General features: G+C 72.3%; 21 protein-coding genes. 15 read left to right on the top strand and 6 right to left on the bottom strand.

Features of this window, described 5'->3' with window-relative positions; all coding sequences use genetic code 11:
• Window positions 1–363: 363 nt before the first annotated feature.
• Both ACFULQ_RS36855 and ACFULQ_RS36860 read right to left on the bottom strand, forming a co-directional pair.
• Window positions 364–4,233 (bottom strand): helix-turn-helix domain-containing protein, encoded by a 3,870-nt coding sequence (locus tag ACFULQ_RS36855; RefSeq protein WP_383552569.1) that lies wholly within the window; start codon window positions 4,231–4,233, stop codon window positions 364–366.
• Between the two features lie 291 nt (window positions 4,234–4,524).
• The gene (locus ACFULQ_RS36860; protein ID WP_383552573.1) at window positions 4,525–5,016 is read right to left on the bottom strand and encodes a MarR family winged helix-turn-helix transcriptional regulator; all 492 of its coding nucleotides are present in this window, start codon (window positions 5,014–5,016) and stop codon (window positions 4,525–4,527) included.
• 558 nt (window positions 5,017–5,574) lie between these two features.
• Here ACFULQ_RS36860 and ACFULQ_RS36865 point away from each other — a divergent pair.
• From ACFULQ_RS36865 to dmpG, 9 genes are all read left to right on the top strand, one after another.
• Window positions 5,575–6,471, top strand: a complete 897-nt coding sequence (locus tag ACFULQ_RS36865; protein WP_383552576.1) for an SMP-30/gluconolactonase/LRE family protein — start codon at window positions 5,575–5,577, stop codon at window positions 6,469–6,471.
• Between the two features lie 268 nt (window positions 6,472–6,739).
• Window positions 6,740–7,636 (top strand): SDR family NAD(P)-dependent oxidoreductase, encoded by an 897-nt coding sequence (locus tag ACFULQ_RS36870; protein WP_383552579.1) that lies wholly within the window; start codon window positions 6,740–6,742, stop codon window positions 7,634–7,636.
• Window positions 7,637–7,700: 64 nt separating this feature from the next.
• Window positions 7,701–7,919, top strand: a complete 219-nt coding sequence (locus ACFULQ_RS36875) for a ferredoxin (RefSeq protein WP_383552582.1) — start codon at window positions 7,701–7,703, stop codon at window positions 7,917–7,919.
• Window positions 7,920–8,021: 102 nt separating this feature from the next.
• Entirely contained in the window at window positions 8,022–9,236 is a 1,215-nt protein-coding gene (locus tag ACFULQ_RS36880) for a cytochrome P450 (RefSeq protein ID WP_383552585.1), read from the top strand.
• Complete coding sequence (locus tag ACFULQ_RS36885; protein ID WP_383552587.1) at window positions 9,233–10,621, top strand: FAD-dependent oxidoreductase; 1,389 nt, start codon at window positions 9,233–9,235, stop codon at window positions 10,619–10,621. The genes ACFULQ_RS36880 and ACFULQ_RS36885 overlap by 4 nt, the downstream gene beginning before the upstream one ends.
• Complete coding sequence (gene fdxA / locus ACFULQ_RS36890; RefSeq protein ID WP_383552590.1) at window positions 10,609–10,968, top strand: ferredoxin; 360 nt, start codon at window positions 10,609–10,611, stop codon at window positions 10,966–10,968. The genes ACFULQ_RS36885 and fdxA overlap by 13 nt, the downstream gene beginning before the upstream one ends.
• A gap of 430 nt (window positions 10,969–11,398) precedes the next feature.
• Window positions 11,399–12,196, top strand: coding sequence for a 2-keto-4-pentenoate hydratase (locus ACFULQ_RS36895; RefSeq protein ID WP_383552593.1), 798 nt, complete (start codon window positions 11,399–11,401; stop codon window positions 12,194–12,196).
• Between the two features lie 7 nt (window positions 12,197–12,203).
• The gene (locus tag ACFULQ_RS36900) at window positions 12,204–13,157 is read left to right on the top strand and encodes an acetaldehyde dehydrogenase (acetylating) (RefSeq protein WP_383552596.1); all 954 of its coding nucleotides are present in this window, start codon (window positions 12,204–12,206) and stop codon (window positions 13,155–13,157) included.
• Entirely contained in the window at window positions 13,154–14,185 is a 1,032-nt protein-coding gene (gene dmpG / locus ACFULQ_RS36905; RefSeq protein WP_383552599.1) for a 4-hydroxy-2-oxovalerate aldolase, read from the top strand. The genes ACFULQ_RS36900 and dmpG overlap by 4 nt, the downstream gene beginning before the upstream one ends.
• A 959-nt stretch (window positions 14,186–15,144) precedes the next feature.
• Here dmpG and ACFULQ_RS36910 read toward each other — a convergent pair.
• Complete coding sequence (locus tag ACFULQ_RS36910) at window positions 15,145–15,264, bottom strand: DUF1569 domain-containing protein (protein ID WP_383552655.1); 120 nt, start codon at window positions 15,262–15,264, stop codon at window positions 15,145–15,147.
• 205 nt (window positions 15,265–15,469) lie between these two features.
• Between ACFULQ_RS36910 and ACFULQ_RS36915 the strand changes: the two genes are divergently transcribed.
• The 3 genes from ACFULQ_RS36915 (at window position 15,470) to ACFULQ_RS36925 (ending at window position 18,371) form a co-directional block, all read left to right on the top strand.
• Window positions 15,470–16,351, top strand: coding sequence for an IclR family transcriptional regulator (locus ACFULQ_RS36915; RefSeq protein ID WP_383552602.1), 882 nt, complete (start codon window positions 15,470–15,472; stop codon window positions 16,349–16,351).
• Between the two features lie 414 nt (window positions 16,352–16,765).
• On the top strand, window positions 16,766–17,650 hold the full coding sequence (locus ACFULQ_RS36920; protein ID WP_383552604.1) for an alpha/beta fold hydrolase: 885 nt from the start codon (window positions 16,766–16,768) through the stop codon (window positions 17,648–17,650).
• 91 nt (window positions 17,651–17,741) lie between these two features.
• Entirely contained in the window at window positions 17,742–18,371 is a 630-nt protein-coding gene (locus ACFULQ_RS36925; protein ID WP_383552606.1) for a TetR/AcrR family transcriptional regulator, read from the top strand.
• A 28-nt stretch (window positions 18,372–18,399) separates the two neighbouring features.
• Here ACFULQ_RS36925 and ACFULQ_RS36930 read toward each other — a convergent pair whose 3' ends face one another.
• From ACFULQ_RS36930 to ACFULQ_RS36940, 3 genes are all read right to left on the bottom strand, one after another.
• Entirely contained in the window at window positions 18,400–20,136 is a 1,737-nt protein-coding gene (locus tag ACFULQ_RS36930) for an FAD-binding protein (protein ID WP_383552609.1), read from the bottom strand.
• A gap of 149 nt (window positions 20,137–20,285) precedes the next feature.
• Entirely contained in the window at window positions 20,286–21,176 is an 891-nt protein-coding gene (locus tag ACFULQ_RS36935) for a VOC family protein (protein WP_383552612.1), read from the bottom strand.
• A gap of 65 nt (window positions 21,177–21,241) precedes the next feature.
• On the bottom strand, window positions 21,242–22,426 hold the full coding sequence (locus ACFULQ_RS36940; protein ID WP_383552615.1) for an acyl-CoA dehydrogenase family protein: 1,185 nt from the start codon (window positions 22,424–22,426) through the stop codon (window positions 21,242–21,244).
• A gap of 348 nt (window positions 22,427–22,774) precedes the next feature.
• On the opposite strand from ACFULQ_RS36940, the gene ACFULQ_RS36945 reads away from it, so the two are divergent.
• The 3 genes from ACFULQ_RS36945 to ACFULQ_RS36955 are packed head-to-tail and all read left to right on the top strand — an operon-like array spanning window position 22,775 to window position 25,244.
• Window positions 22,775–23,941 carry a Rieske 2Fe-2S domain-containing protein gene (locus ACFULQ_RS36945; protein WP_383552618.1) on the top strand — a complete coding sequence of 389 codons (1,167 nt, stop codon included), beginning with the start codon at window positions 22,775–22,777 and terminating at the stop codon, window positions 23,939–23,941.
• Window positions 23,938–24,219, top strand: coding sequence for a hypothetical protein (locus ACFULQ_RS36950; protein WP_383552620.1), 282 nt, complete (start codon window positions 23,938–23,940; stop codon window positions 24,217–24,219). The genes ACFULQ_RS36945 and ACFULQ_RS36950 overlap by 4 nt, the downstream gene beginning before the upstream one ends.
• Window positions 24,216–25,244 (top strand): 2Fe-2S iron-sulfur cluster-binding protein, encoded by a 1,029-nt coding sequence (locus ACFULQ_RS36955; RefSeq protein ID WP_383552623.1) that lies wholly within the window; start codon window positions 24,216–24,218, stop codon window positions 25,242–25,244. The genes ACFULQ_RS36950 and ACFULQ_RS36955 overlap by 4 nt, the downstream gene beginning before the upstream one ends.
• Window positions 25,245–25,270 lie beyond the last annotated feature (26 nt).

The following is a 25,270-nucleotide window of genomic DNA, read 5'->3' on the forward strand; positions in this document are numbered from 1 at the left end:
CGTGTCGGGCAGCGCCTGATCTGAAATTTCTGACAGCAGGAATTGCTATGTGATTGTGGCGTCGGGAAGTGTGACTCTTTGCGCCGGAATTCCGGGCGGGAGGGAATCCGGGACCGGCGTCCCCGGGCTGACCGGTGAGCGGCCCCCGACGGCACGGGGGGTGTGTCCGTCGGGGGCCGCTCGTGCCCTGTCACCGGCGTGTCCGGGGGAGGAGGCCCGGTGACCCTGGTGGGCGATGACCACGATCTCGCCTGGCGGGTTGATCAACAGCCCCCGTCCCCGAAGGCAATCAACTCTGTGACCTGCGTGTGATGCTCCGGCGGACGCCGGTCACCGGTTCGACGCCGGGAGGCGGCCGACGGCTCACTCGCTGCCGGACGCCGGACCGTCGCACACCCGCGGGTACGGCACGTCCTGTACCTGGGAGCGCCACTCGGCGTGGGTGAGGACGTTCTCTCGGACGCGGGCGCAGACTTCGGAGAGCGCCTGCTCGGTGCCGATGGGGTAACGCTGGAGCGGAACATGCGGAGAGGCCGCGTACAGCGTGGTGCCGTCGGGGGAGAAGGCGAGGGACGTGATGCCCTCGCCCGCTGTGGTGAGAGGCCCGCCCAGCGGCTGGCGGGTGGCCACGTCCCAGAGCTGGACGGAGCCGGCGTCGCCGCCGACCGCGAGGGTCGCGCCGTCCGGGCTGACCGCCACCGCGGTCACCCCCTCCGGATTGCCGTCCAACGGTGCCGGGAACGTCTCGCGCAGGACAGCTGCCCGATGCTCCAGTCCCGCGTCCCACAGAGCGACACGGCCGGTACGGTCGCCCGCCGCGAACAGCGTGCCGTCGGCCGCGAATCCCATCGCACCCGACCCGTCGCCCTGCACCAGGGTCTTCGGGACGGCGCGGCCGGGGACCGCCGAGCCCGCCGGGAGGGACCGGGAGTTCTCGGGAAGCGCGGCGATCCCGCCGTCACCGACGAAGAGACGGCCGTCGGGACGGACGACGGCCCGTCCGCTCGTCATGTCGTCCAACACGGCGGTTCTGCGGTGCCGGGCCACGTCCCACACTTCCTCCCGTACCCCCTCGGACGTCGCCGGAAAGGCGGCGAACAGGAGGTGCCCGCCGAGTCCCAGGGTGATGCCGAGCGCCGACGGCCCCGACAGGTCCAGAGTGCTCCCGGCCCGGTCCTGCGCCGGGTCCCGGACCGTCAGCGGCTGCGAGGCCAGCTCCCTGCCGGGTACGGAGACGCCGTACGCGAACGTCTTCCCGTCCGGTCCGAACGCCATCAGTGGCACGGTCTCCTCCGGCGTGACGGGGATCGACGGGTCGCGGGGGACTGGTATGTCGGCCGGGGGCAGGGAGCGCGCCCGGCGGTCGCCGGTGACGGCGCGCAGCGTGAAGACGTAATGGGAGCCCGCGCGTACGGCGGTGGCGTACGCACGGCCGTCGGGGCTCAGCAGCTCAGCGTCCACCGGGGTGGGGCGCCATGCCGAGGTGACGGACGGACCGAGGTCGAGGGTGTGCACGGTGCCGCCCTCCAGATAGCGCAGGGTCCGGCCGTCCGGTTCCCAGGAGGGGCCGCCGTACGGACGTCGGCCGTCCAGTGGTTGGCGGAAGACCTGGGCGTCCGGGAACGCGAGTCGCCACACGTGGATCTCGTCGTGGCCCACCGTCGCCAGGAACTTCCCGTCGTCGCTGACGGACGCCCAGCTCGCCCCGGGCTCGGCCAGTTCGGCGAGTCGGCGGCCGGTCAGGATGTCCCAGACGGTCACGTCCCGGTCGGTGACGATGGCGAGACGGTGGCAGGGGCCGATCACGAATCGCGACGGCGAACCAGTGCAGGCGTCGCGGACCCGCTGCCAGCCCCCCGGTAGCACGCGGCCGCCGGCGGTGTCCCACAACCGTGGCGACCCTCCCGAGGAACACGCCGCGACGAGCCGGCCGTCGCTACTCGCCTCGGCGTCCACCGACGGGCCCGCCGTGGTCTCGAAGAGGGTTCTGCCGTCGGCGACCGCGCGCAGACGCACCTGGTCGCCGTCCTGGGCGAGGTATGCCCGGCCGTCGCGGGTGAACGTGACCGAGCTGGTGAACGGCAGGGATTCCGCCCCGCCCGTCCACCGCTCGGAGACCGTGTCCCACAGGCGTTGGTGGTCCCCGACCCGGACGAGGAGGGTTCGGGCGTCGACGGCCGCGACGACGGACGAACCGACGGGCAGCTTTCCCTGGGCCAGGCGGCGATGGCCGGCCACGTCCCAGGTGCGCCATATGCCACCGACGGCGCTGAGCAGCGTACGGCCGTCGGCAAGGAGGAAGCGGGCCGCGGTGACATCACGGCCGGAGCCGGAGCCGGAGCCGGAGCCGGAGCCCGAGCCGGAGCCGGGGTCGCCGACGACGTCCCGCTCCGGGGCGGAGCCGGGGCCCGGGTCGGTGAAGGCGTCCCGCTCGGGCTGGAACAAGGAGCCGAGCAGGGCCCGGCGGGTCTCGGGGAGATGTGCCGTCCGCCAGGCCGCGGCTCCCAGCAGGAGTGCGGTACGCGGGTCTGTGGTTCGCAGTGCGTCGGCCGTGTCGGCGATACGGCGGGCCGCCTCCTGGGTGCGCTGCCGCCGGTTGTCGGCGTGCTCCCGCCACGCGGTGAGGCCGACGGCGAGGGACACCGTGAGCACGGCGGACAGCGCGCCCGTCAGCAGCCGGGAGCGGCGGACGGTGCGGGCCGCCGCCCGGAGTTCGGCGTCCCGGGTGAGCACGGAGGCCCGCAGGAAGGCGCGCTCCGGAACGGTCAGGGACGGGTCCTGATCCAGGCGCGGGAACACTTCCTGCGTGCGGGCGAGGCGGTTGCCCCGGTACAGCGTGCCGGAGTCGTGGTCGTGTTCCCCCCAGAGCCGCACGGCGTCCGTCAGCAGCCGATGGTGGCGCAACCGCTCCCGTTCCGTCTCGATCCAGCCGTGCAGCCGGGGCCACGAGGTCAGCAGCGCCTCGTGGGCGACCTGGACGGCGTCCTCGTCGACGGTGACCAGTCGGGCGCGGGCCAACCGCTCCACCACCGCCGCGGCGTGGGGATCGGCCCACTCGCCCAGCTCGGTGTGGGTGAGGGGACGCCGGGAGTCGGCCGTGCCCTGGCCCGGCTCGACCATCCGCAGCAGCAGCTGCCGGGCCGCCTCGGCCTCCTCGGGCGACAGTTGCCCGTACACCGACTCGGCACTGGCCGCGATCGCGCCGCGCACCCCGCCGGCCGCCTCGTAGCCGGCCAGCGTCAGCAGGCAGCCCCTGCGCCGGTACCAGGTCTCCAACAGGGCGTGCGAGAGCAAGGGCAGAGCGCCGGGCTGGTCGTGGACCTCGGCGACGATTCGTTCGGTCAGTTCCCGCTCCACGATGAGCCCGGTCGTTTGCGCCGGTCTTGTCACGCTCTCCCGGAGCTCGTCCGTGGTCATGGGACCGAGCAGCAGCCCGGCGCCGCGCAGGGCGTCGGCGAGACCCCGGTGCTCCGCGCAGCGTGGGTAGAAGTCGGCGCGCACGGCGATGAGCACGCGCAGTCGCCCCGCGGTGGCGTGGGCGCCCAGCAACAGATTGATGAAACGATTCCGCTCTTCGGGGTCGTGGCAGAGCGTGAAGACCTCCTCGAACTGGTCCACCACGACCCAGCTGTCCGGTGTGCCCTCGGCCGGCTCCAGCAGCTCCCCGTACGTGGTCGCGGGCCTCGGGCCCGGGGTGAGGATGCGCAGAACCGTGGGACGCTCCCGGCTACCGATCTCCTGGCACAGCCGGGGTATCAGGCCGGCTCTCAGCAGCGAGGACTTGCCGCTGCCGGAGGGCCCGACCAGCACGCCGAGCGGGTGCTCGCAGACGAGCCTCGTCAGTTCCCCGACCATCCGGTCCCGGCCGAAGAACAGCGCGTGGTCGGCGGGTTCGAAACGGGCCAGCCCCCGGTACGGCGACGGCGTCTCGTCGTTCACGGCGGCTCGCGCCTCGGCGCGCTTGCCGTCCAGCGCCGCCCGTGCCTCCTTCCACCGTTGCTCCCACTCGCCCGGGTCACCGTCACAGGCGCGCACGTACGCCGCGAGTGTGCTGAGCGACGGGAGCCGCTCGCCGGCCGCCGCCTGCGACAGAGCTGTCGCCGAGACGCCCGCCGCCTCGGCCATGGCCCGGTAGGCGGGACCGCCGGCGGCCCGGCGCAGCTCGCGCAGCTCGTGGGCGAGTCGCCGGACCGGACCGGAGGTCGGGTCCAGCGGTCTCTCGGGTCGGCCCATGGGGGACTACCTCCGTGCAACCAGAGATGGGAGGGGCGAAGCCCCGAACGTGGGCAAACCTAGGGGAGAGAGCGGTCCTTTCGGGCAAAAAGAGCGTAGAGATTGGTTGAATGTGGCTTTCGCCACGGCAGGTCCTGACGCCGGCGGTTCATCGGGCGTCCTTGCTCCGGCGGTTCACGGAGCGCCCTTCCCGTCAGCTGGGCGCGGGGGCCCGACCGGCCGGCGGCGGAAGGAGTCGACCGCGGTGCGGGACTGCTCGCCGGGATCGCCCGCGGTGTCGGTGCCCGCTCGTCAGCCGAACACGGTGTTCTGGAGAGCTGTGGCGTAGCGGTCGAGCAGTGCGCCGAACTGCTCGATGTCGTCGTGCGACCAGTCGTGCAGCACCTCGCCGAGCATGGTGATCGACGTGTCCACGACGGCCTGGTGGGTGCGGCGGCCGGCCCCGGTGACGGTGATGCTCACGGCGCGTTGGTCGCCCTCGTCGGTCGCCCGCTCGACGAGCCCACGGGCTTCCATGCGGGCCAGTACCTTGCTCACGTTGGAGGCGCCGGTTCCGGTCTGCTGTGCCACGTGGGAGGGCCGGGCCGAACCGCCCGCGCGCATCAGGACGTTGAGCACCGTCATCGACGCCGGATCGATGCCCGCCCCCGCGCGCTCGATGATGACCTCCTGGATTCCGGCCGCGGCCCAGCGGCTCAGGATGTTGGCGAAGGAGTCGTGAAGCGCGGTCAGTCCGGCCACCTCCGATGTGGTCACGGCGTGGCCCGGTGTCGCTCGCGCCATATGTACTCGTCCTTCCTGCCGGCCCCTGCGTCGATCCTCACCCGCCGGGGCAGCCGTCGCCGTCATGATCTCATCGCACCGCCCGGCGGTACAGCGGTCCCCGTCCCGTCCCCGGCCGTGGCCCCCCTCGGGCGGACCGATCCCGAACGATCCCTTGCCCTCGATGCGGGGCGGGTTTACTGTCCACAGGACAGTAAATGGCGGCTTGCCCCCGTGGCCGCGATCGGGGCGAGCCGTGTCCGCCCGTCGCGCCGCCGAACCGTTCTGCCGTCGCGCAGCCAGCACGCACCCCGTGTGCGGATTCTGCCACCATCCCCTGGACGAGGGAGCCTTCGTGTGCTCTGACCGCAGCCCCGGGCAAGTGCTGCCGCTCCGGCTGACGCCCGGTTGCCGTTCCCCGCGGGCGACACCCGGAGAGACCCGTACGCCGTCCCGGGCGGCTGCCCGACGCCGGGGCCGCCGACGGCCCGGCGTGCCCCGGCCGACCACGACCCCAGCACACCCTGACGGCGCGGACCCCGTCCGGGAGCGAGCCCACGAAACCTCACGGAGGTGCGTATGACCCGGATCCACGAGGCCCGGCAGCTGACCACCGGCTACAGCTGGACGGAGTGTCCGCGCTGGCACGACGGGCGCTTCTACTTCTCCGACATGTACAACCACCGCGTCGTCACCGTCACCGAGAACGGTGAGGCCGACGTCTACCTCGACCTGAACGACCGCAAGAGCCTGGTCGACGAGGAAGTCGTGTGCGTCGGCACCGGCTTTCTGCCGGACGGCCGACTTCTCGTCAACTCCATGTGGGAGCAGGTCGTCCTGGTCCACGACGGCAGCACCACGGAGGTCTACGCCGACCTGCGCGGCCTGGCGGTCAGCCCGATCAACGACATGGTGGTCGACGCACAGGGCCGGGCCTACATCAGCCAGCTCGGCTACAACCTCTTCGCCGGCGAGAGCGCGGCCAAGGCGCCGCTGCTGGTCGTGGAGCCGGACGGCACCCCACGTGTCGCCGAGGAGGGCGGCGTCTTCGACGGCGCCAACGGCATGGGCATCACGGCGGACGGCCGGACGCTGATCACCGCCGAGGTCGACGGCCTGCGGTTGACCGCGCTGGAGATCAAGGACGACGGCTCGCTCGGGGCCCGCCGTACGTTCTTCGACGGCCAGATCATGATGGACGGGATGTGCGTCGACGAGGAGGGCGCGGTCTGGGGGGCGTCCCCGATCAGCGGTGTGCTGCGGGTCCTCGAAGGCGGTCCGGCCGTGGCCTCCGTCGACCTTCCGGCCGAGCAGGCGGGCATGGGTGTCGCCTGCGTGCTCGGGGGCGCCGACCGCAGGACCCTTTTCATCACCTGCGGTGTGGAGGTCTTCGACCGCGAGAAGTCCCGCACCGAGGGCCGCGGTTCGATCTGGACCGCCCGGGTCGACGTGCCCGGCGGCACTACCCGCCCCTGACCCGACCGGTCCTCCGGAACCAGCGGAGCACACCCACGCCCACCACCACGGAATCCGCCGACCGGCGTCTCGGACTCCACCGTCCGGGGCTTGCCGTCCCGGAGCCAGGGGCCACCCTCCCGCCACCGGCTGCCGGCCCGCCCTCCGGCGTCCAGGACTCCACCACCCCAGCGTCGTCGTCCGACGGCGCCCTTGGCCCCGCCCACGGGCACCAGCCCCCGCGCTGTCAACCACCCCGGCTCAATGACGAGAACGACGAGGTACTGACATGGCACCACTCGACTTCACCGGAGGCGCGGTCGTCGTCACCGGCGCAGGACGCGGCATCGGCCGCGCGCACGCTCACCTGCTCGCCGCCCGTGGCGCGTCCGTGGTCGTCTGCGACCCCGGCGGCGACCCCGACGGCGCGAACCCGTCCGCCGCGCCTGCCGAGCAGGTGGTCAAGGAGATCGTCGAGGCCGGCGGTACCGCCGTGGCCTCGACGGAGTCCGTGGCCACCGAGGAGGGAGCCGCGGCGATCGTGCGGACCGCGCTCGACGCCTTCGGCCGACTCGACGCCGTGATCAACAACGCCGGCATCTTCCGGCCCGCCCCCTTCGGCGAGACCTCCCCGCAGACGTACCAGAAGTACCTGGACGTGCACTACCTCGGCAGTCTCCTCGTCTCCCGCGCCGCCTGGCCGCACCTGGTGGCGTCGGGGAACGGACGTATCGTCAACACCGTCTCGGCGTCCCTGCTGGGCGTGCCCGACATGGTCCACTACGGCTCCGCCAAGGGCGCTGTCTACGGCCTGACCCGCAACCTCGCCGTGGCCGGCCACGCCGTCGGGATCAAGGTCAACGCGGTGGCCCCCGGCGCCGGCACGCGCATGGTCGAACTCACCGGCGACACCCTGCCGGAGGGGATGCTCGAGTACATGATGACCAGCATGCCGCCCGAGCTCGTCTCGCCGGTCGCGGCCTACCTGGCGCACGAGAGCTGCGCCGTCACCGGCGAGGTCTTCAACGTCGCGGGCGGGCTGGTGAACCGCATGGTCATGGTCAACACCGCGGGCATCGTGGACCCGGAGCTCACCCCGGAAACCGTGGCCGAGCGGATCGGGGAGATCCTCGGCACCGACGGAGCCCAGCCCGTCGAGCTGATGCTGCCCCAGTCACAGCCCTGACCCCGCGTCATACCAGGAACGCCCACGCCGCACGGCCCCAACTCGCAGCCCAGGAGGCAAACCCATGGCCGACGACACATGGACGGTGGAGGTCGACGGGGAGGCATGCATTGGCTCCGGCGTCTGCGCCTCGGTGGCCCCCCTGCACTTCGCCGTCGAGAACGGCAGGTCCCGCCCCCTCGCCGAACGCGTCGTGCCCGCCGACGAGTTGAGGGACGTGGTCGTCCTGTGCCCCGGCGCGGCCGTCCTCGTCCGCGACGGGGCCGGCCAACTCGTCGACTGAGTCGGCTCGGCCCCCGTCGGTACGTGCCTTTCCGTACGTCGCCTTCCGCACCTCCGGCTTCGTACGTCCATCCGCATCCGCCGCTGTCGAGGGAGACACGCGATGACCAGTGAGACCGCGCCCTTTCCGTTCCCGCCGCTGCCGCCCGAGGAGGCCCTGGAGGCCTTCCGCAAGGTGCGCGCGGACCGGCCGATGACCAAGGTGACCATGCCGTACGGCGGTGACGTGTGGGTGATCCACCGGCACGCCGCCGCCAAGCGGATGCTGGAGGACCGCCGCTTCGTCCGCCAGCCCTTCCGTGAGCGCGAGGTGCCGTACTTCGTCCAGTTCCCGCCGTTCCTGCTGGGCACCTTCCAGTGGGCCGACCCGCCGGAGCACACCCGCCTGCGCCGTCTGGTCGCCCGTGCGTTCACCGCTCGCCGTGTGGAGCAACTCCGCCTGCGCGCACAGGAGATGGCAGACACCTTGCTCGACCGCATGACCGCGGGCGGACGCCAGGAGGGTGACTTCGCCCAGGAGTTCGCCATCCCGTTCCCCATCCGGGTGCTGTGCGAGCTGATCGGCGTCCCGGAGGAGGACCGGGACAGGTTCATCGGCTGGTCCCACGCCCTGCTCGCGGTCTCCGGGATGACGGAGGAGCAGACCATGCAGAACAGCATCGAGCTGTACGGCTACCTCGCCGAACTCATCGCGCGGCGGCGCGCCGAGCCCCGGGAGGACCTGCTCAGCATGCTGGCCGCGGCCGAGCAGAAGGACGACTCGCTCACCGACGACGAGATCCTGCCCATCGCGATGCTGGTCCTGGTCGGCGGCTTCGACAACACCGCCAACTTCATCACGCTCGGTGTCACCACGATGCTGCACAACCCCGACCACCTGAAGCTGCTGCTGACGGATATCGACACCATCACCCCCACCCTGGTCGAGGAGACCCTCCGCCACGGAGGATTCGTGCAGGGACAGCCCGTCGGCGGCGGCGGGGGCCTGCCCCCGCACCTGGCGAGCGAGGACGTGGAGATCGACGGTCAGCTGATCCGCAAGGGCGAGTGCGTGCTCGTGGACATCACGGCGGCCAACCACGACGAGAACGCCTTCGAGGTCCCGGACGCCTTCGACATCACCCGCAAGCCGAACCCGCACCTGACACTCAGTCACGGCCTGCACCACTGCCTGGGGGCTCCGCTGGCCCGGATGGAGATGCAGGTGGCCCTGGCCACCGTCTTCCGCCGGTTGCCGGGCCTGCGGCTGACGGGCGAGGCCGTCGAGGTCACCGAGACCCTGACCGGCGGGGTCAGCAGCCTCCCCGTGGCCTGGTGAACCGGCTGCCCCCGCAGTCCCCGGCGCGACGTGTGGCGGTCGTCGGCGCCGGGCCCGCCGGGCTCTACGCGGCCGAGGAGCTGATCCGCCAGAACCGTCACGACGTGCGCGTCGACGTACTGGACCGGCTGCCGACGCTGTACGGCCTGGTGCGCTATGGCGTCGCCCCCGACCACCCCAGGATCAAGTCGATCACCGGCTCGCTCCGCAAGGTGCTGGACGACCCGAGGGTCGCCTTCCACGGCGGAATCGAACTCGGAACGGACGTCACACGGCGCGATCTGCTCGAACGCTACGACGCGGTGGTCTACGCGGCCGGGGCCGCCGGCGACCGCCGCCTGGGGGTCCCCGGCGAGGACCTTCCCGGGAGCTGCTCCGCCAGCGCGTTCGTGTCCTGGTACAGCGGTCACCCGGACGCGCGTCCGCCGCTGTCGCTCGACACGGAGCGGGTGGCCGTGGTCGGCGCCGGGAACGTGGCGCTCGACGTGGCGCGCGTCCTCACCCGGCCGGTCGCGGACCTGGAGCGCACGGACATGCCGGAGGCGGTGCTGGCCGCGCTGCGCGACAGCGCGGTGCGCGAGGTGGTGGTGCTCGCCAGGCGCGGACCGCGGCACGCCCGCTTCACGCCCAAGGAGCTGCGGGAGCTGGGCGAGGTGGACGGGGTGGACGTCATCGTCGACCCACGGCAGCTCACCGGATCGGGGAGCACGGACGCGGACCGGACCACCCAGGCCACCCTGCGCGCTCTGGCCGACCTCGCGGCCCGCCCGCCGCTCGGTGCGCCGCGCCGCATCGAACTGCGCTTCTTCACCCGCCCACGCCGGGTGCTGGGCGGGCACCGGGTGACGGGACTGCTGACAGAACGTACCCACGGCGGACCCGACGGCATGTCGGAGGGCACCGCCGAACTCTCCACCCTCCCCGTCGGCGCCGTGCTCCGCGCGATCGGCTACCGGGGGCTCCCGCTGGACGCGGTGCCCTTCGACACCGCCCGCGGTGTCGTGCCCAACGACCGCGGACGCGTCCTCGACACGGAGGGAGTGCCGTGCCCGGGGGAGTACGTCACCGGCTGGCTCAAACGCGGGCCGAGCGGTGTGATCGGCACCAACAAGCTCGACTCCGCGCAGACGGTGGCCCTGCTCCTCGACGACCTCGACGAGCTGCCGGTGCGTCGACTTCCGGACCTGACCGGCCTGTTGATCGGCCGGGGGATCCGGCCGGTCGGCCTGTCCGGCTGGGCCCGCATCGACTCCGCCGAGCAGGACCTCGGCGCGACGCGCGGCCGGGACCGCACCAAGATCGCCGACTGGCCGACGCTGCTGCGGCTCGGCCGCACGGACCGCCCCGTACCAGTGGAACCAGAGGAACTGCCATGGCCTTCCTGATCGGCGACGCCTGCGTCGACGTCAAGGACCGCACCTGTACGTCCGTCTGCCCCGTCGACTGCATCTACGAGGGCGACCGCAAGCTGTACATCAACCCGGCCGAGTGCATCGACTGCGGTGCCTGCGAGCCGCTCTGTCCGGTGGAGGCCATCTACATCGAGGACGACGTACCCGACGCTCTGCGCTGGGCGGTCGCCGACAACGAGGCCTTCTTCACCCAGCCGCTGCCGGGACGGGCCGCCCCCCTCGGACGGGCACCCGGCGGCGCGCGTGACCTGGGCCCGATCGGGGCGGACACGCCGCACGTCGCGACGCTGCCGGGCGGGCGGCGGAGGCCGTCGTCATGACCGGTGGGCGCAGTGCCCTGCGTCCGGACCGCCGCCTTCGCGTGCCGGGGCATCGCGTCGTGCACCGTCGGGCCTCCGTCCGGACCACCCGGGCCGAGGGGCACGCCCACTCGCCCGCAGTCCATGCCGAAGGAGCTCGCACACCGCCACTCGAACCACGCGAACGGTGCCCAGGGCCGACGGCGCGAGGTCGCGCGCCCCTGCGTGGCGCCCGAGCGGGCGGGACGTCTGCCCGTGCGCTCCCGCTGAGCCACGGGCTCGGTGTCCCGTTGTGTGCCGCGGGTCCACTGAGTGGAACCACTCGTGGTCCGTCGTGTCGGACCGTGATTACTGTCGGCCGCGTGGAGCTGGACGTTCCCACCCCGGGGGCGGTTCCCGACACAGTGAGGAAGTGGCACGGATGGCAGAGCGAGCCCACGGAGGGACGGCAGTGAACAGGGCCGCCGCGGTGGCCGCGGCGGCCTCACGGCTGTCCCGCGCGGGGACGGAGCGCAGCCCGTGCGCTCCGGTCCGTGACCTGCTCGGAACGACGGACATCGCGGCTGCGTACGAGGTGCAGCAGCGGCTGGCGCAGCGGAAGCTGGACCTCGGCGCGCGCGTGGTGGGCCGCAAGATCGGGCTCACCTCGGCGGCCGTCCAGCGGCAGGTGGGCGTGGACCGGCCGGACTTCGGGATCCTGTTCGACGACATGGACATGTCCGACCAGGCCTCGGTCGTGCCCAGCGAGCGGCTCCTGCAGCCTCGGGTCGAGGCCGAGATCGCTTTCGTCCTCGGCGAGGACCTGGACGAGGCGGACCTGGACCTGAAGCGGGTGCGCGGCGCCGTCGACCATGCTCGGGCCGCCCTGGAGATCGTGGACAGCCGGATCGCCGGCTGGGACATCACGATCACGGACACCGTGGCCGACAACGCCTCCTCCGGCCTGTTCGTCCTGGGCCCCGAGCAGGTGACCCTCGACGGCTTCGAGCCCCGCGAGGTCACCATGACGATGACCCTTGACGGAAGCGAGGCATCGACGGGCAACGGAGCCGCGTGTCTCGGGGACCCGCTGGAAGCCCTGCTCTGGCTCGCGCGCACCGCCCGCGAGTTCGGGGAGCCGCTGCGCGCCGGGCAGGTCGTGCTCTCGGGGGCGCTCGGCCCCCTGGTGCCGGTCGGTCCCGGAGCCGTCGTGCACGCCGAGATCTCCGGGCTCGGCTCCGTATCCGCCACGTTCACCAGCACGAAGTGAGGTCGAGGTGAAGAAGACCAAGGTCGCCGTCATCGGCTCGGGCAACATCGGCACCGATCTGATGATCAAAGTGATGCGGCTGTCGGACACCCTGGAGATGGCCGCCCTGGTGGGCATCGACCCGGAGTCGGACGGCCTGGCCCGCGCCGCCCGGCTCAAGGTGCCCACGACCGCCGAGGGGGTGGAGGGACTGATCGCGCTGGAGGGGTTCGAGGACATCGCCATCGTCTTCGACGCCACCTCGGCCAAGGCCCACGTGGAGAACGCGAAGCGGCTCGCCCCGTACGGCAAGATCCTGGTGGACCTCACCCCCGCCGCCGTCGGACCCTACGTCGTCCCGCCGGTCAACCTGGACGAGCATGTCGAGACGTCCGCGACGAACCTCAACATGGTGACCTGCGGCGGCCAGGCCACCATCCCGATCGTGCACGCGGTCAGCCGGGTCACCCCGGTCGCCTACGCCGAGATCGTCGCGTCGATCGCGTCCCGCTCCGCGGGCCCCGGAACCCGTGCCAACATCGACGAGTTCACGGAGACCACCTCCGCGGCCATCGCCTCCGTCGGCGGCGCCCTGCGCGGCAAGGCCGTCATCGTGCTCAACCCGGCCGAACCGCCCCTCATCATGCGGGACACCGTCTACTGCCTGACCGGCGACGTGGACGAGCGGGCGGTCGTCGACTCGGTCACCGCGATGGTGGCGGCCGTCGCCGAGTACGTGCCGGGATACCGGCTCAAGCAGGACGTCCAGTTCACCCCCGTACCGCCGGACGAGCCGGTGCACACCCTGCTACCGGCAGGAGCACCCGAGGTGACCACCAAGGTCACCGTGTTCCTGGAGGTCGAGGGCGCCGCCCACTACCTGCCCTCCTACGCCGGCAATCTCGACATCATGACCTCCGCCGCCCTCCGCGTCGGCGAGCGCTTCGCCGAGCGCGTCCTGACCGAGGTGACCTCCCGATGACCGACACCGCCCCGCCCCGCCTCTACGTCCAGGACGTCACCCTGCGGGACGGCATGCACGCCATCCGGCACCGCATCCAGCCTGCCGACGTCGCCCGCATCGTGCGCGCCCTGGACGCCGCCGGCGTGGACGCCATCGAAGTGGCCCACGGCGACGGACTGGCAGGCGGCAGCCTCAACTACGGACCCGGCAGCCACAGCGACTGGGAGTGGATCGAGGCGGCCGCGGACGCGCTCGACCGCGCGGTCCTCACCACCTTGCTGCTGCCCGGCATCGGCACCATCGCCGAGCTCAAGCGGGCCTACGCGCTCGGCGTGCGCTCGGTGCGCATCGCCACCCACTGCACGGAGGCCGACGTGTCGGCCCAGCACATCACCACGGCCCGCGAACTGGGTATGGACGTCTCCGGCTTCCTCATGATGGCCCACATGGCACCACCCGCCGAACTGGCCCGCCAGGCCGTCCTGATGGAGTCCTACGGCGCCCACTGCGTGTACGTCACCGACTCCGGCGGGCGCCTCACCATGCAGGGCGTCCGCGACCGCGTCCGGGCCTACCGCGACGTACTGGACGAGCGGACCCAGATCGGCATCCACGCCCACGAGAACCTCTCCCTGTCCGTCGCCAACTCGGTGATCGCGGTGGAGGAGGGGGCGATCCGCGTCGACGCCTCACTGGCCGGACAGGGCGCGGGAGCGGGCAACTGCCCCATCGAGGCCTTCGTCGCCGTCGCGAACCTGCACGGCTGGAAGCACGACTGCGACCTGTTCGCCCTGCAGGACGCCGCCGACGACATCGTACGGCCGCTGCAGGACCGTCCCGTCCGGGTGGACCGGGAGACGCTCACCCTCGGGTACGCGGGCGCCTACTCCAGCTTCCTGCGTCACGCCGAGGCCGCCGCCGCGCGGTACGGCCTGGACGCCCGGGACATCCTCGTGGAGGTCGGACGGCGAGGGCTGGTCGGCGGGCAGGAGGACATGATCGTCGACATCGCGCTCGACCTCGGTGGGGCGCGGCACGGGGGGTGAGACCGGCGGTCCGCCGGGCGGGGGCGGGAGTGGCACTGCGGGGTGCCCCTCCCGCTCGCGTCGTTCGCCCCCGTTCACCAAGGTTCCGGTGACCGGGACGAGTTCAGCGGGAGGGCCCGCTGCCGGCGTCACAACGCACAGGCCGCGTCGGCGTGTTGCCCTCGTCCGGGGGCGTATGACGTACCTGCCGCCAAGCCGGTACGAGCAGGGTCGACCGCCGCGGACCGAGCGGTGGTAGCGCCCTCGCGGAGAGACACAGACCGGCCGGCCGGGGTGGTGGCCCGCGATGTGGTGCAGTAGCGATCATGGCGAAGATGCAGGTCGCGTGCCCCATCAGCTTGCTCGACGCCCCTGCCGGCTTGACTGGTCACCAGGTTGGGGGACTCGGCTGACATGGTCGGCGCGTGGCCTGTGCCCCTGGCCTCGGAAAAGGTCGGGTCAAGGCCGGCAGTGCTGCGCCAAGGGCGCGCCGAGTGAGGTAGTCAGTCCAGTCAGCGAGCGCCTGCATCTGGTCCACGACCTGCACTTTCGAGCTGATCGCCGCTACACCGCCTGGCGGGACACCATCTCGGACGGGCCGCTCGCCGAAGCACTCGCAGCGCCCGGATGATCGGCCGGTGCCCCGTAGGACTCCTGGCAGACGACCAGGGCCGTCGCCTCCTCGGCCGGCGCGAGGGGCGGAGGGTCGCGGCTCGCCGTGCTCAGTCCGTGTCAGGCCGGGCAGATGCTCCGCGAGATGCACCGTGTGCAGACGTGTGAACTGCTCGTGGGGCCGTGCCCGTAGGCCGGATGGTCGCAGAGCGCCCCGGTGTGCGCGGTGACCGGTCGACGGCAGCCGTGAGGAGTCCGACAGCTGTCGGCTGAGGCAGGTTCGGGTCCAGCGGCAGGGCACCGTCGATCACCGCGTCGAGGGGATGGCGCGTCCGGCCACGGCTCGGGAACACCCGTTTCGCCAGGGCTCAGGCCGTCGCCCGGACCAGGGCCTGCTTCAGGCGGGGGCATCCCGTCACCGAGTAACGGATCGTCTGGGCGCAGTGCTGAAAGGTCTGGGAGAGGATCCAGGCGGCGGTGGGAGCCAGGGCCTCCTACTCGGACCGCTGTTGTGCGACATGCTCCTGACCGCGTGCGGCCAGTTCCTGGAGGGCGGTTCTCATGGGGCGGATCGTTCCGCTCCTCCACGGTGTGCCGGAATCGAATACTGTCCGTCGGACATCTTCCCACTCGGCCGGGCCACTGCTAGCGTCAAAATTAGATTTCATTCTAGTTTCGGCGAGAGGTGCTGGCATGAACTCAGCGCTGAGCAGGATTGCCGGGTCCACCCTTGAGCGGGAGCCGCTGCCCCCGTCCATGGTCGAGCGGATCACCCTGATCATGGATCTCTTCGACCGTCCGTACGCCCATCTGAGCCTGGAGGACGTCACCGGCCGCACCGGCCTGCCGCGCTCCACCTCACACCGGATCCTCGACCAACTCGTGGGCGTGGGCTGGCTGGAGCACATGACGACGGGCTACCGGCTCGGTCCCCGGGCTCTCGGTCTCGGCGGCCGGGACACCGGCCACAGCGCGCTGCGGGCCGCCGCCGCTCCCGCGCTCCACCAACTCGCCGTCCGTACCGGGATGGTGGTGCACTTCGCGGTCCTGGAGGACACCGAGATCTACTACCTGGACAAGGTCGGCGGCCGGTCCGCGGTCGACGTGCCGTCCCGGGTGGGCGGGCGCGCGCCCGCCCACTGCACGGCGCTCGGCAAGGCCATGCTCGCCTGGCTGACACCGGACCAGATCGAATACGAGTACGCCGAGGTCGTCCCGGCCCGCACGCACAGCAGCATCACCACCAGGGACCGACTGCACCAGGAACTCAGCCGCGTCCGCGACCGGCACGGTCTCGCCTACGAGCGGGGTGAGTGTTTCGGCGGCGTCGGCTGCGTGGGGGTCGCCCTGCGGGGCGCCTCCGGGCCCCTCGGCGCGCTGTCCGTGGTCGGCGAGGCCGACGCGCCACTCGAACGGTACGCGCCGCTCGCGCTCGCCGCTGCCCGCGGCATCGTGGACGAACTCGGCCGCCTGCCCCGGATGCCGTCCGCGGTCCTGCCGGCCCGTCGCACCCGGACCGGCCCGCAGTCCGCCCTGCGCGCCTCGGACGGGCGGTCCGTCACCACGATGGGGTAGCCGTTCCGGCCCTGGGCGCGAGGCCGGCCGACCGGCCCGTCTGCCGCCGTACCCGGACCGGTTCGCGGCCCTGACTCCATGCCACGGGCGGGATGGCCCGCCGTCACGGTGGCGCGGTGGCTCCGGCGCGCCACCGTACGGACCGGTTCGCGGCCTCGACCCGCATCCCGGACGGGCGGCCCGTCACCACGACGGCGCAGGGGCCCGGCCGCGGGCACGGGGCTTGCCGGCCGGTTCTCCTGCCGCCGAACCGGGAGGACCGGCGCCCGCCCCTCTTTCCGTGCCGCTGCGGTCAGCGGTGGAACAGCGGCTCCGGCGCGGTCCCGCTGGCCGGGATGTGTGTGCCATGGCGCAGCGGGTGCCTGGTTAGCGTCCATAGCGACAGCGATCCCGACGCCGGAGGTGGCGAGGACCATGACCGAGGTGACGAACCGGGCACCCGGCTACGCCGAGACCTTGCGTGAACTCCCCACGGACGAAGGGGTCTTGCGCTACCACGAGGTCGGGGACGGCCCGCCCCTGCTGTTGCTGCACGGCTCCGGCCCCGGGGTGACCGGCTGGCGCAACTACCGGGGCAACCTGGCCGCGTTCGCCGGCCGCTTCCGCTGTCTGGTCCTGGAGTTCCCGGGATTCGGGGTGAGCGATCCGACCGACGAGCACCCGATGGTGGCCGCGCCGAAGGCAGTGTCGCGCTTCCTCGACGGACTCGGTCTGGACCGGGTCGACGTGGTGGGCAACTCCATGGGCGGGATCGTCGCGGTGAACCTGGCGATCGCCCGGCCCGGCCTGTTCCGCCGCATCGTGACCGTCGGCGGTATCGGCCGCAGCCTGTTCAGCCCCGCCCCCGGCGAGGGCATCAACCTGCTGGTGGACTTCACCGAGAACCCGACCCGGGAAGCCCTGGTGCGCTGGATGCACTCGATGGTGTACGACCCGGCCGTCGTCACCGACGCGATGGTGGAGGAGCGCTGGACGCAGGCCACCGACCCGGACACCCTCGCCGCGGCCCGGCGGATGTACGGACGCAAGGCGATCGCGGCGGGTTTCGCGGCGGCGGAGGCGAGCGACCGGCCGCCGTACTGGGCCATGCTGCACAAGGTCACCGCCCCGACCCTGGTCACCTGGGGTCGCGACGACCGGGTCAGCCCGCTGGACATGGCCCTTTTGCCCATGCGCACCATGCCGAGCGCGGAGCTGCACGTCCTGCCCCGGTGCGGTCACTGGGTGATGATCGAGCAGCAGGCCGCCTGGGAGAGCGCCGTGCTCGCCTTCCTCACCAGGCCCGGCGACGAGACCTGAGACCACCGTCCCACCCGGACGCCGGCGCGGTGGCCTCTATCCTGGAACGGCCGAGGGCCCGAGCCCGGAGAACCGACAGACAGGGAGACCGGTGCCACGAGTCGCCGAGGTACGCAAGAGCGCGGCCGCACCCTCGTCCGATCGTCAGAACGAGCGCTGGGACCGCATGCTGGCCGCCGCCGCCGAGCTCGGGGCCCACACCGCCTACGAGCAGGTGCAGATGCAGGAGATCGCGCGCGTCGCCGACGTGGCGCTCGGCACCCTGTACCGCTACTTCCCGTCCAAGGCACGGCTGTTCACCGCGGTGTTCAACGCCCGGATCGCCCGCTTCGTCGCGGAGGAATGGCCCACCGGCGACGGGGGCGGCGTCCAGAAGGTGGGCGAGCGGCTCACGGCCCTCACCCGCCGCCTCGTCGAACAGCCGCTGCTGTGCGGGTCGATGGTCCGGGCGACCACCGTCGACTACTGCGACCCGTCGGAGCCGCACGCGCCGATGGCCGAGGCCGACATCTACCGCGCCACCCTGCGCACGCTCGGCGTGGAGGACCCCGGCCCCGAGCTGGAGACCGCCGTCCGCATGCTGGTGTACGGCTGGTGGGGCGTCCTCGTGTCCTGCCTCAGCGGACGGACGAGCCCGGACGAGGCACGACGGCAGATCGAGCTGGCGGCGCGGCGACTCCTGGCGGGCGAGGCACCGGGGGAGGAGACGCCGGCGCGGTGAACACCCGCCGGCGCCGGGCCGACCCCGCTCAGTCCGCCACCACCGCCTGCCGCGCCCGCCCGGCCGCGTGCTCCACCGCGAGATGCGCGAACACCATGGCGGGGCCGATCGTGGCCCCCGCGCCCGCGTAGTCGTTGCCCATCACCGACGCGGACACGTTGCCCGAGGCGTACAGCCCCTCCACCGCACCGCCGTCCGCGCGCAGCACCCGCCCCGCCGCGTCGGTGACCAGTCCGCCCTTGGTGCCCAGGTCGCCGGCCTCGATCCGGACGGCGTAGTAGGGCCCGGCGTCGATGGTGTCGAGCACCGGGTTGGGCAGCGTCGGGTCGCCGTAGTAGTGGTCGTACGCGCTGTCGCCCCGGCCGAAGTCGTGGTCCTTGCCCAGCCGGGCGAAGGTGTTGAAACGCTCCACGGTCTGCCGCAGCGCGTCCCCGGGCACCCCGATCGCCTCGGCCAGCGCGGACAGGCTCTCCGCCTTGGCGGCCAGACCGGTGCGGTACCACTCCGCCGGGAAGTCCCTGCCGGGCAGCACACCCGCGAACTGGTAACGGCGGCGGGCCTTCGCGTCGAAGATCTCGTACGCCGGGATGTGACCGCCGTCGAGCTGGGCGTGCACGAAGTTCACGTACGGCGCCGACTCGTTGGCGAACCGGCGGCCCTCGGAGTTCACGATGACCATCGGCGGGATGCAGCGCTCGGAGACCAACGGGAAGACGCCACCCTCCGGCAGGGCCACGCCCGGCATCCACCACGCGTCGTCCATCAGGTCGGTGGCGGCGCCCACCTGTTCGCCGAGACGATGGCCGTCGCCGGTGTTGCCGGGGGCGCCCATGCTGTGGTCGGGGCGGCCGGCCTCCGGGAGGTGCGCCTTGCGCATCTCCAGGTCGTGGTCGAAGCCGCCGGTTGCCAGCAGCACGCCGTGCCGGGCGCGCACGCGCACCTCGCCGTCCTCCCGCCCGACCACGGCACCGGTCACCCGTCCGTCCTCCACGACGAGACGGGTCACCGGTGCCCGCAGCCACAGGGGGATGCCGAGGTCCTTCATGGTCAGGCGCAGCCGGGCGATCAGCGCCGCGCCGAGCGTCTTCATCCTGCGTCGGCGGAACAGGTTGGACACCACACGCCAGCCGGCCACCGGGAGCATCCGCCAGGACCGCCAGTCGCGCTGGACCATCATCAGCACCCGTGCCTCGTAGCCCGTCAGCCACAGGCCCATCGGCGCGGGCACGTCCAGGCCCTTCAGATGCCGTTCGTCCTCGCCGAGCAGCCGTCCGTCGATCGGGCGGGGCTCGATGGTCCGTCCCAGCGGCCGGCCGCCCGGCTCCTCCGGGTGGTAGTCCGAGTAGCCGGGGCACCAGCTGAACTCCATGTGGCGGCTGACGCGGTGCAACATCTCCAGGACCTCGGGCCCGCGCTGCGCGTAGACGTCGAGCCGGTCCGCCGGGACCCGGTCGCCGACCACCGCCTGGAGGTAGCGGCGCACCTCGGCGCGTGAGTCGCCCCGGCCCGCCGCCCGCAGTGTCGGGTTGTCGGGAATCCATACGCCGCCACCGGAGAGCGCGGTCGAACCGCCGAACACGTCGGCCTTCTCCACCACGAGGGCCGTCAGTCCGGCGTCGTGCGCGGCGATGGCGCCGACCATGCCGGCCGCGCCGCTGCCCACCACGAGGAGGTCGACCTCCTCGTCCCACGCGCCGTCGTCGCGCTGTGCGGTGTCCCCGTCGACGGAGCGACGGGGCTCGGGAGCCGGGGGAGTCGTGGCCATGTGGAACCTCCGTGCTGGTGCCGAACTGGTGCGGCCCGATCCTCGGAGGTGGAGCCCGCCCGGACCAGACCAGGTCCCGTTCAACGGAACCGCCCGGGAGGCGATGGCCTCCCGGGCGGTGGGTGGTGCGCGGTGGGCGGGAACCGGCGTCAGGCGCCGAAGTCCCAGCTGTGCCCCCAGTAGCTGTCCGCGGTGATCTCCTCGGCGGTGTAGGAGTCCTCGTCGACGAGCAGGCCCTCGCAGCCGATCTCCAGGTCCCAGCCGCCGGGCGTGCGCACGTAGAAGGAGACCATCTTGTCGTTGGTGTGCCGGCCCAGCGTGGACGACACGTGGTAGCCGGCCTTCAGGACCCGGTCCAGGGCCCGCCCGACCTCGTCGAGGGTCTCGCACTCGACCATGATGTGCACCAGCGCCGGCGCCTTCAGCTCCGGCGAGGGGAGCAGGGCGAGACTGTGGTGGCGGGCGTTGACCCCGAGGAAGCGCAGCCGGACCGGCCCGTACTCCGGCGGCGCGGGAAGCCGGAACGCGCCGCGCGGCAGGAAGCCCAGTGTCTCCGTGTAGAAGCGGTAGGCGCCGTCCAGATCGCCCACCGGCACCACGACATGGCCCGCGCCGAGCTTGCCGGTGACGAAGCGGTTGCCGTACGGCGTGGCGAGCGGGCTGTGGTCCAGGGCCGGTCCGTGGAAGATCTCCACGGGTGTCCCGCCGGGCGCCTCGAAGGCGACGGCCGCCTCCACCCTGCGCAGGTCGCACTCCTGCTGCGACAGCGGCTTCGCGGCGATGCCCGCGGCCTCCACGGCCGCCTGGACCCGGCCCAGCGCGAGGTGGTCGCGGACCTCCCAGCCCACCGCCTCCACCCGGTCCTCGGCACCGGGCAGGACCACGATCCGGCCGCCGCGTTCGTCCGCACGCAGGTACAGCGCGTCGGGCTCCGGACCGCTTCCCTCGGCGAACCCCGCCGTCTCGAAGGCGAAGGCCCGCCACGGTGCCATGTCGGCGGTCCGGACCCGGACGTAGCCCAGCGAGCTGATGTCGCCCATGAAGTTCCCCTCTTTCCAGTCGACTTGACGTCTCTTCGTGCTGTGCCTCGGTGCGAGGCGGGTGATCAGATCAGCGCGCGCAGCGGCCCCTCCGGCTCGACGCCCAGGGAGGTGAGCGCGGCGGAGTGGTAGATCGAACCGGGGGTGTGGATGGCGTGCTGGAGACCGACGTGCGCGTCGCGCCAGAAGCGCTGCATGACGTTGTGCCGACGCACCGCGTTCCCGCCGGAGCGGGCGAAGATCTCGTCCACCGCGCCGACCGCGCGCCAGGCACACCGGATCTGGTTGCGCCGTACGACCGCCCGGTCCTCGAAGGTGATCGGCTGCCCGGACTCGGCCTGGTCGTACAACCGGCTGATGCCGTCAAGGAGCTGGGTGCGGGACGCGCCGATCTCGGCGGCCGCCTCCGCGATCGCGGACAGCACGTACGGGTCGTCCTTGATCTTCGTGCCCATCGCCGTGACACGGTCGCGCTGGTAGTCGATATGCGCGGCGAGCGCGCCCTCGGCGATGCCCACCACCGCCGCCGTGATGCCCAGCGGGAACATCGCCCAGAACGGGAGCCGGTACAGCGTCTCGGAGCGGCCCGTCCGGTCCGCCGCCGTCGGACCCTCCGCGACGTCCGCCATCTCGACGGTCCGGTACTCGGGCACGAAGGCGCCGTCCACGACGACGTCCTTGCTGCCCGTGCCGCACAGGCCGATCACGTCCCAGGAGTCCGGCACGATCGTGTAGTCGGAGCGGGGCAGGACCACGTGCAGCATCTTCACCGGCTGCTGCGGCTTGCCGTCGGGGCCCCCGACCAGCGCGCCGAGGAACACCCAGTCGCAGTGGTCGGTCCCGGAGGAGAAGTTCCAGTGGCCCCTCAGCGTGTACCCGCCCTCGACGGGTGTGGCGATGCCCTGGGCCGCGTACGGCGAGGCGATCCAGGTGTCCGGGTCCTCGCCCCACACCTCCGTCTGCAGCCGGCGGTCCATCACGGCCATCTCCCACGGGTGCACACCGCCGACGCCGCACACCCAGCCGGTCGACCCGCAGTGCCGGGCCACCGCCATGACCGCCTCGGCGAAGTCCCTCGGATGAGCGGCGTAGCCGCCGAATTCTCTCGGCTGCAACAGCCGCATCACACCCGCCTGCCGGACGAGTTTGACGCTCTCGTCCGACAGCCGGCCCAGGTTCTCCGTCTCCTCGGCCGTCGCCGCCAGCAGCGTCGCGGCCTCCTCGACCCGGTGGACCACCTCGTGCGCCATCCCAACCTCCCGATCCTCGCCGCGAACCGGTCCCACGGGTACGCCGCCCCGCGGCGCCGTCGCCCGGTCGGCCCGACGCTAGGCCCGGGCGGGAACGCCCCCCGCATGCGTCTCCCGCTGAACGGGACCGCCGTGTGCGGGAGGCGGCCGTTCCCTTCCTCGCGCTGTCAGGCGGCTCGCACCACGAGCGTCGCCCGGGAGTACCCACGCATCCCGGTCAGCGGGAGCGGGCCTTTGGGGGCGCGGGCCCGGTTCGCACGATGACGATCCAAGGTGACGCCGCACAGCCGATCTCGTGTGCGCCGCCGCCGCGCCGAGAGCCATCGCCGCGCACATCATGGAGGACCGATGACAACAGCCGAGTCGGGCGAGCAGGTCCGCGTCATCGAGGTGGGAGCGCCCCCCGTCCGGTACGCGCGGGGCTGGCACTGCCTGGGCCTCGCCGACACCTTCCGGGACGGCAGGCCGCACGCGGTCCAGGCCTTCGGCACCAAGCTCGTGGTCTTCGCCGACAGCGGCGGCCAGTTGCGCGTCCTCAACGGCTACTGCCCGCACATGGGCGGCGACCTGACCCAGGGCGAGGTCAAGGGCGACGAGATCGCCTGCCCCTTCCACGACTGGCGCTGGTCCGGCAACGGCCGCTGCGCGAGCATCCCGTACTCCAAACGCGTCCCGGTACGCGCCCGCACCAAGTCCTGGCCGGTCCTGGAGCAGAACAAACAGCTCTTCGTCTACCACGACCCGCAGGGCAACCCGCCGCCGCCCGAGCTGGACATCCCGCGCGTCGACGGGGCCTTCTCCGACGAGTGGTCGGACTGGACCTGGAACTCGATCCTGATCGAGGGCTCCAACTGCCGTGAGATCGTGGACAACGTGGTCGACATGGCCCACTTCTTCTACGTCCACTACTCGTTCCCCGTGTACTTCAAGAACGTGTTCGAGGGCCACCTCGCCACCCAGTACATGAACTCCACCGCCCGCGACGACGTCAACCTCGGCACCACCTACTCCAAGGCGGAGGGCGAGCAGAAGCGCGTCAGCCGCTCCGAGGCGACGTACTTCGGACCGTCGTACATGATCGACTGGCTGTACGGCTCCAACGGACTCATCGAGACCGAGACCGTCCTCATCAACTGCCACTACCCGGTGAGCCCGACCAGCTTCGTGCTGCAGTGGGGCTGCATCGTCAAGAAGACACCGGGCCAGCCCGACGAGGTGGCGCAGCAGATCGCCGAGGCTACCGCGAAGGGTGTCGAGGCCGGCTTCCTCCAGGACGTCGCCATCTGGCAGAACAAGACCCGGATCGACAACCCGCTGCTGTGCGAGGAGGACGGCCCGGTCTACCAACTCAGGCGCTGGTACGAGCAGTTCTACGTCGACGTGGAGGACGTCAGCCCGGAGATGACGAACCGTTTCGAGTTCGAACTCGACACCGAGCGCGCCGTGGAGTTCTGGACCGGCCAGGTCGAGGAGAACCTCAAGCGCCAGGGCGGCGTGCCGCTCCGGCCGGCATGAGCGCCGAAGTGCGGGTCCCGCCGGCGGACCCCGTGCGCACCTCCCACCTGCAGGCCCTGTCCTGCGAACGCTGCGCCACGACCGTGCTGGTGCGCAAGAGCAGCCTGGCGCAGACCTCCGTGCAGTGGCCCGACGGAGCCGGGGGCTGTGCCGAGTTCGCCGAGGTGCGCGCCGGGGACGGACCGCCGCGCACCGCGGTGATCCCCACCTGCACCCGGCTGCGGGCGACGATCGAGGAGGCCGTACGGGCGGGCCGGCTGACGGTGGTCGACGGGTGACCGCTCCGATCCGCACCCTGCGCGTCACCGAGGTGACCCCGGAGACGGACGACGCGGTGTCCGTCACCTTCGAGGCCTCGGACGGCGACGAACTCCGTTACCAGCCAGGCCAGTTCCTCACGCTGCGCATACCGGCGCCGGACGGCTGGGTGGCCCGTTGCTACTCGCTGTCCAGCGCCCCCGGCGACGCCCGCCCGACCGTCACGGTCAAACGGGTGCCCGGCGGCATCGCCTCGAACTGGATCTGCGACCGGCTCCGCCTCGGCGACACCGTCGACACCCTCGCCCCCGCCGGCCGGTTCACTCCCGCGGCGGAACAGCGCGACCTGCTGCTCTTCGCGGCGGGCAGCGGAATCACCCCGGTGATGTCGGTCCTGCGCGCACGGGTCCGCGAAGGCGGTACGGCCGTGCTGGTGTACGCCAACCGCGACGAACGGTCGGTGATCTTCGCCGACCAACTGCGCCGTCTGACCGAGGCACACCCGGACCGGATCCGGGTGGTCCACTGGCTGGAGACGCTCCACGGCCTGCCCGACCCCGCCCGGCTGGCCGCGCTCTCACAGCCCTGGGCGGGCGCCGACGCGGCCCTGCTCTGCGGGCCCGCACCCTACATGCGGGCGGCGGCCGAGGCACTGGAGCGGCTCGGGATGCCCCGGTCCAGGGTGCTCACCGAGGAGTACCGCTCCCTCGCGTCCGACCCGTTCGCCGGCCTGACCGAGGTGCCCGCGACACCCACCGCCGACGAGCCGGGCGCCGCCACCGTGACCGTCCGGATCGACGGCGAGCGGCGGACCCTGCCGTGGCCCGCCCGGACGACCCTGCTCGACCTGCTGCGCGCCCGTGACCTCGACGCCCCGTTCTCCTGCCGGGAGGGCGCGTGCAGCGCCTGCGCCTGCCGGGTCGTCGACGGCGAGGTGAAGATGCTCCGCAACACCGTGCTGGAGGAGGAGGACCTCGCCGACGGCTACGTCCTGGCCTGCCAGGCGGTACCGCTCTCCGACCACGTCGAGGTCGTCTACGACTGAGCCGCACCCGCTCACCATTCAACCTT

The organism is Streptomyces sp. NPDC057253 (assembly GCF_042669125.1).
Taxonomy (GTDB): domain Bacteria; phylum Actinomycetota; class Actinomycetes; order Streptomycetales; family Streptomycetaceae; genus Streptomyces.

Coding starts and splice junctions, on each gene's coding strand:
- ACFULQ_RS36855 (WP_383552569.1), bottom strand. CDS start 4,233: ATGGGCCGACCCGAGAGACCGCTGGACCCGACCTCCGGTCCGGTCCGG.
- ACFULQ_RS36915 (WP_383552602.1), top strand. CDS start 15,470: ATGAACTCAGCGCTGAGCAGGATTGCCGGGTCCACCCTTGAGCGGGAG.
- ACFULQ_RS36880 (WP_383552585.1), top strand. CDS start 8,022: ATGACCAGTGAGACCGCGCCCTTTCCGTTCCCGCCGCTGCCGCCCGAG.
- fdxA (WP_383552590.1), top strand. CDS start 10,609: ATGGCCTTCCTGATCGGCGACGCCTGCGTCGACGTCAAGGACCGCACC.
- dmpG (WP_383552599.1), top strand. CDS start 13,154: ATGACCGACACCGCCCCGCCCCGCCTCTACGTCCAGGACGTCACCCTG.
- ACFULQ_RS36950 (WP_383552620.1), top strand. CDS start 23,938: ATGAGCGCCGAAGTGCGGGTCCCGCCGGCGGACCCCGTGCGCACCTCC.
- ACFULQ_RS36865 (WP_383552576.1), top strand. CDS start 5,575: ATGACCCGGATCCACGAGGCCCGGCAGCTGACCACCGGCTACAGCTGG.
- ACFULQ_RS36920 (WP_383552604.1), top strand. CDS start 16,766: ATGACCGAGGTGACGAACCGGGCACCCGGCTACGCCGAGACCTTGCGT.
- ACFULQ_RS36860 (WP_383552573.1), bottom strand. CDS start 5,016: ATGGCGCGAGCGACACCGGGCCACGCCGTGACCACATCGGAGGTGGCC.
- ACFULQ_RS36935 (WP_383552612.1), bottom strand. CDS start 21,176: ATGGGCGACATCAGCTCGCTGGGCTACGTCCGGGTCCGGACCGCCGAC.
- ACFULQ_RS36930 (WP_383552609.1), bottom strand. CDS start 20,136: ATGGCCACGACTCCCCCGGCTCCCGAGCCCCGTCGCTCCGTCGACGGG.
- ACFULQ_RS36870 (WP_383552579.1), top strand. CDS start 6,740: ATGGCACCACTCGACTTCACCGGAGGCGCGGTCGTCGTCACCGGCGCA.
- ACFULQ_RS36875 (WP_383552582.1), top strand. CDS start 7,701: ATGGCCGACGACACATGGACGGTGGAGGTCGACGGGGAGGCATGCATT.
- ACFULQ_RS36945 (WP_383552618.1), top strand. CDS start 22,775: ATGACAACAGCCGAGTCGGGCGAGCAGGTCCGCGTCATCGAGGTGGGA.
- ACFULQ_RS36940 (WP_383552615.1), bottom strand. CDS start 22,426: ATGGCGCACGAGGTGGTCCACCGGGTCGAGGAGGCCGCGACGCTGCTG.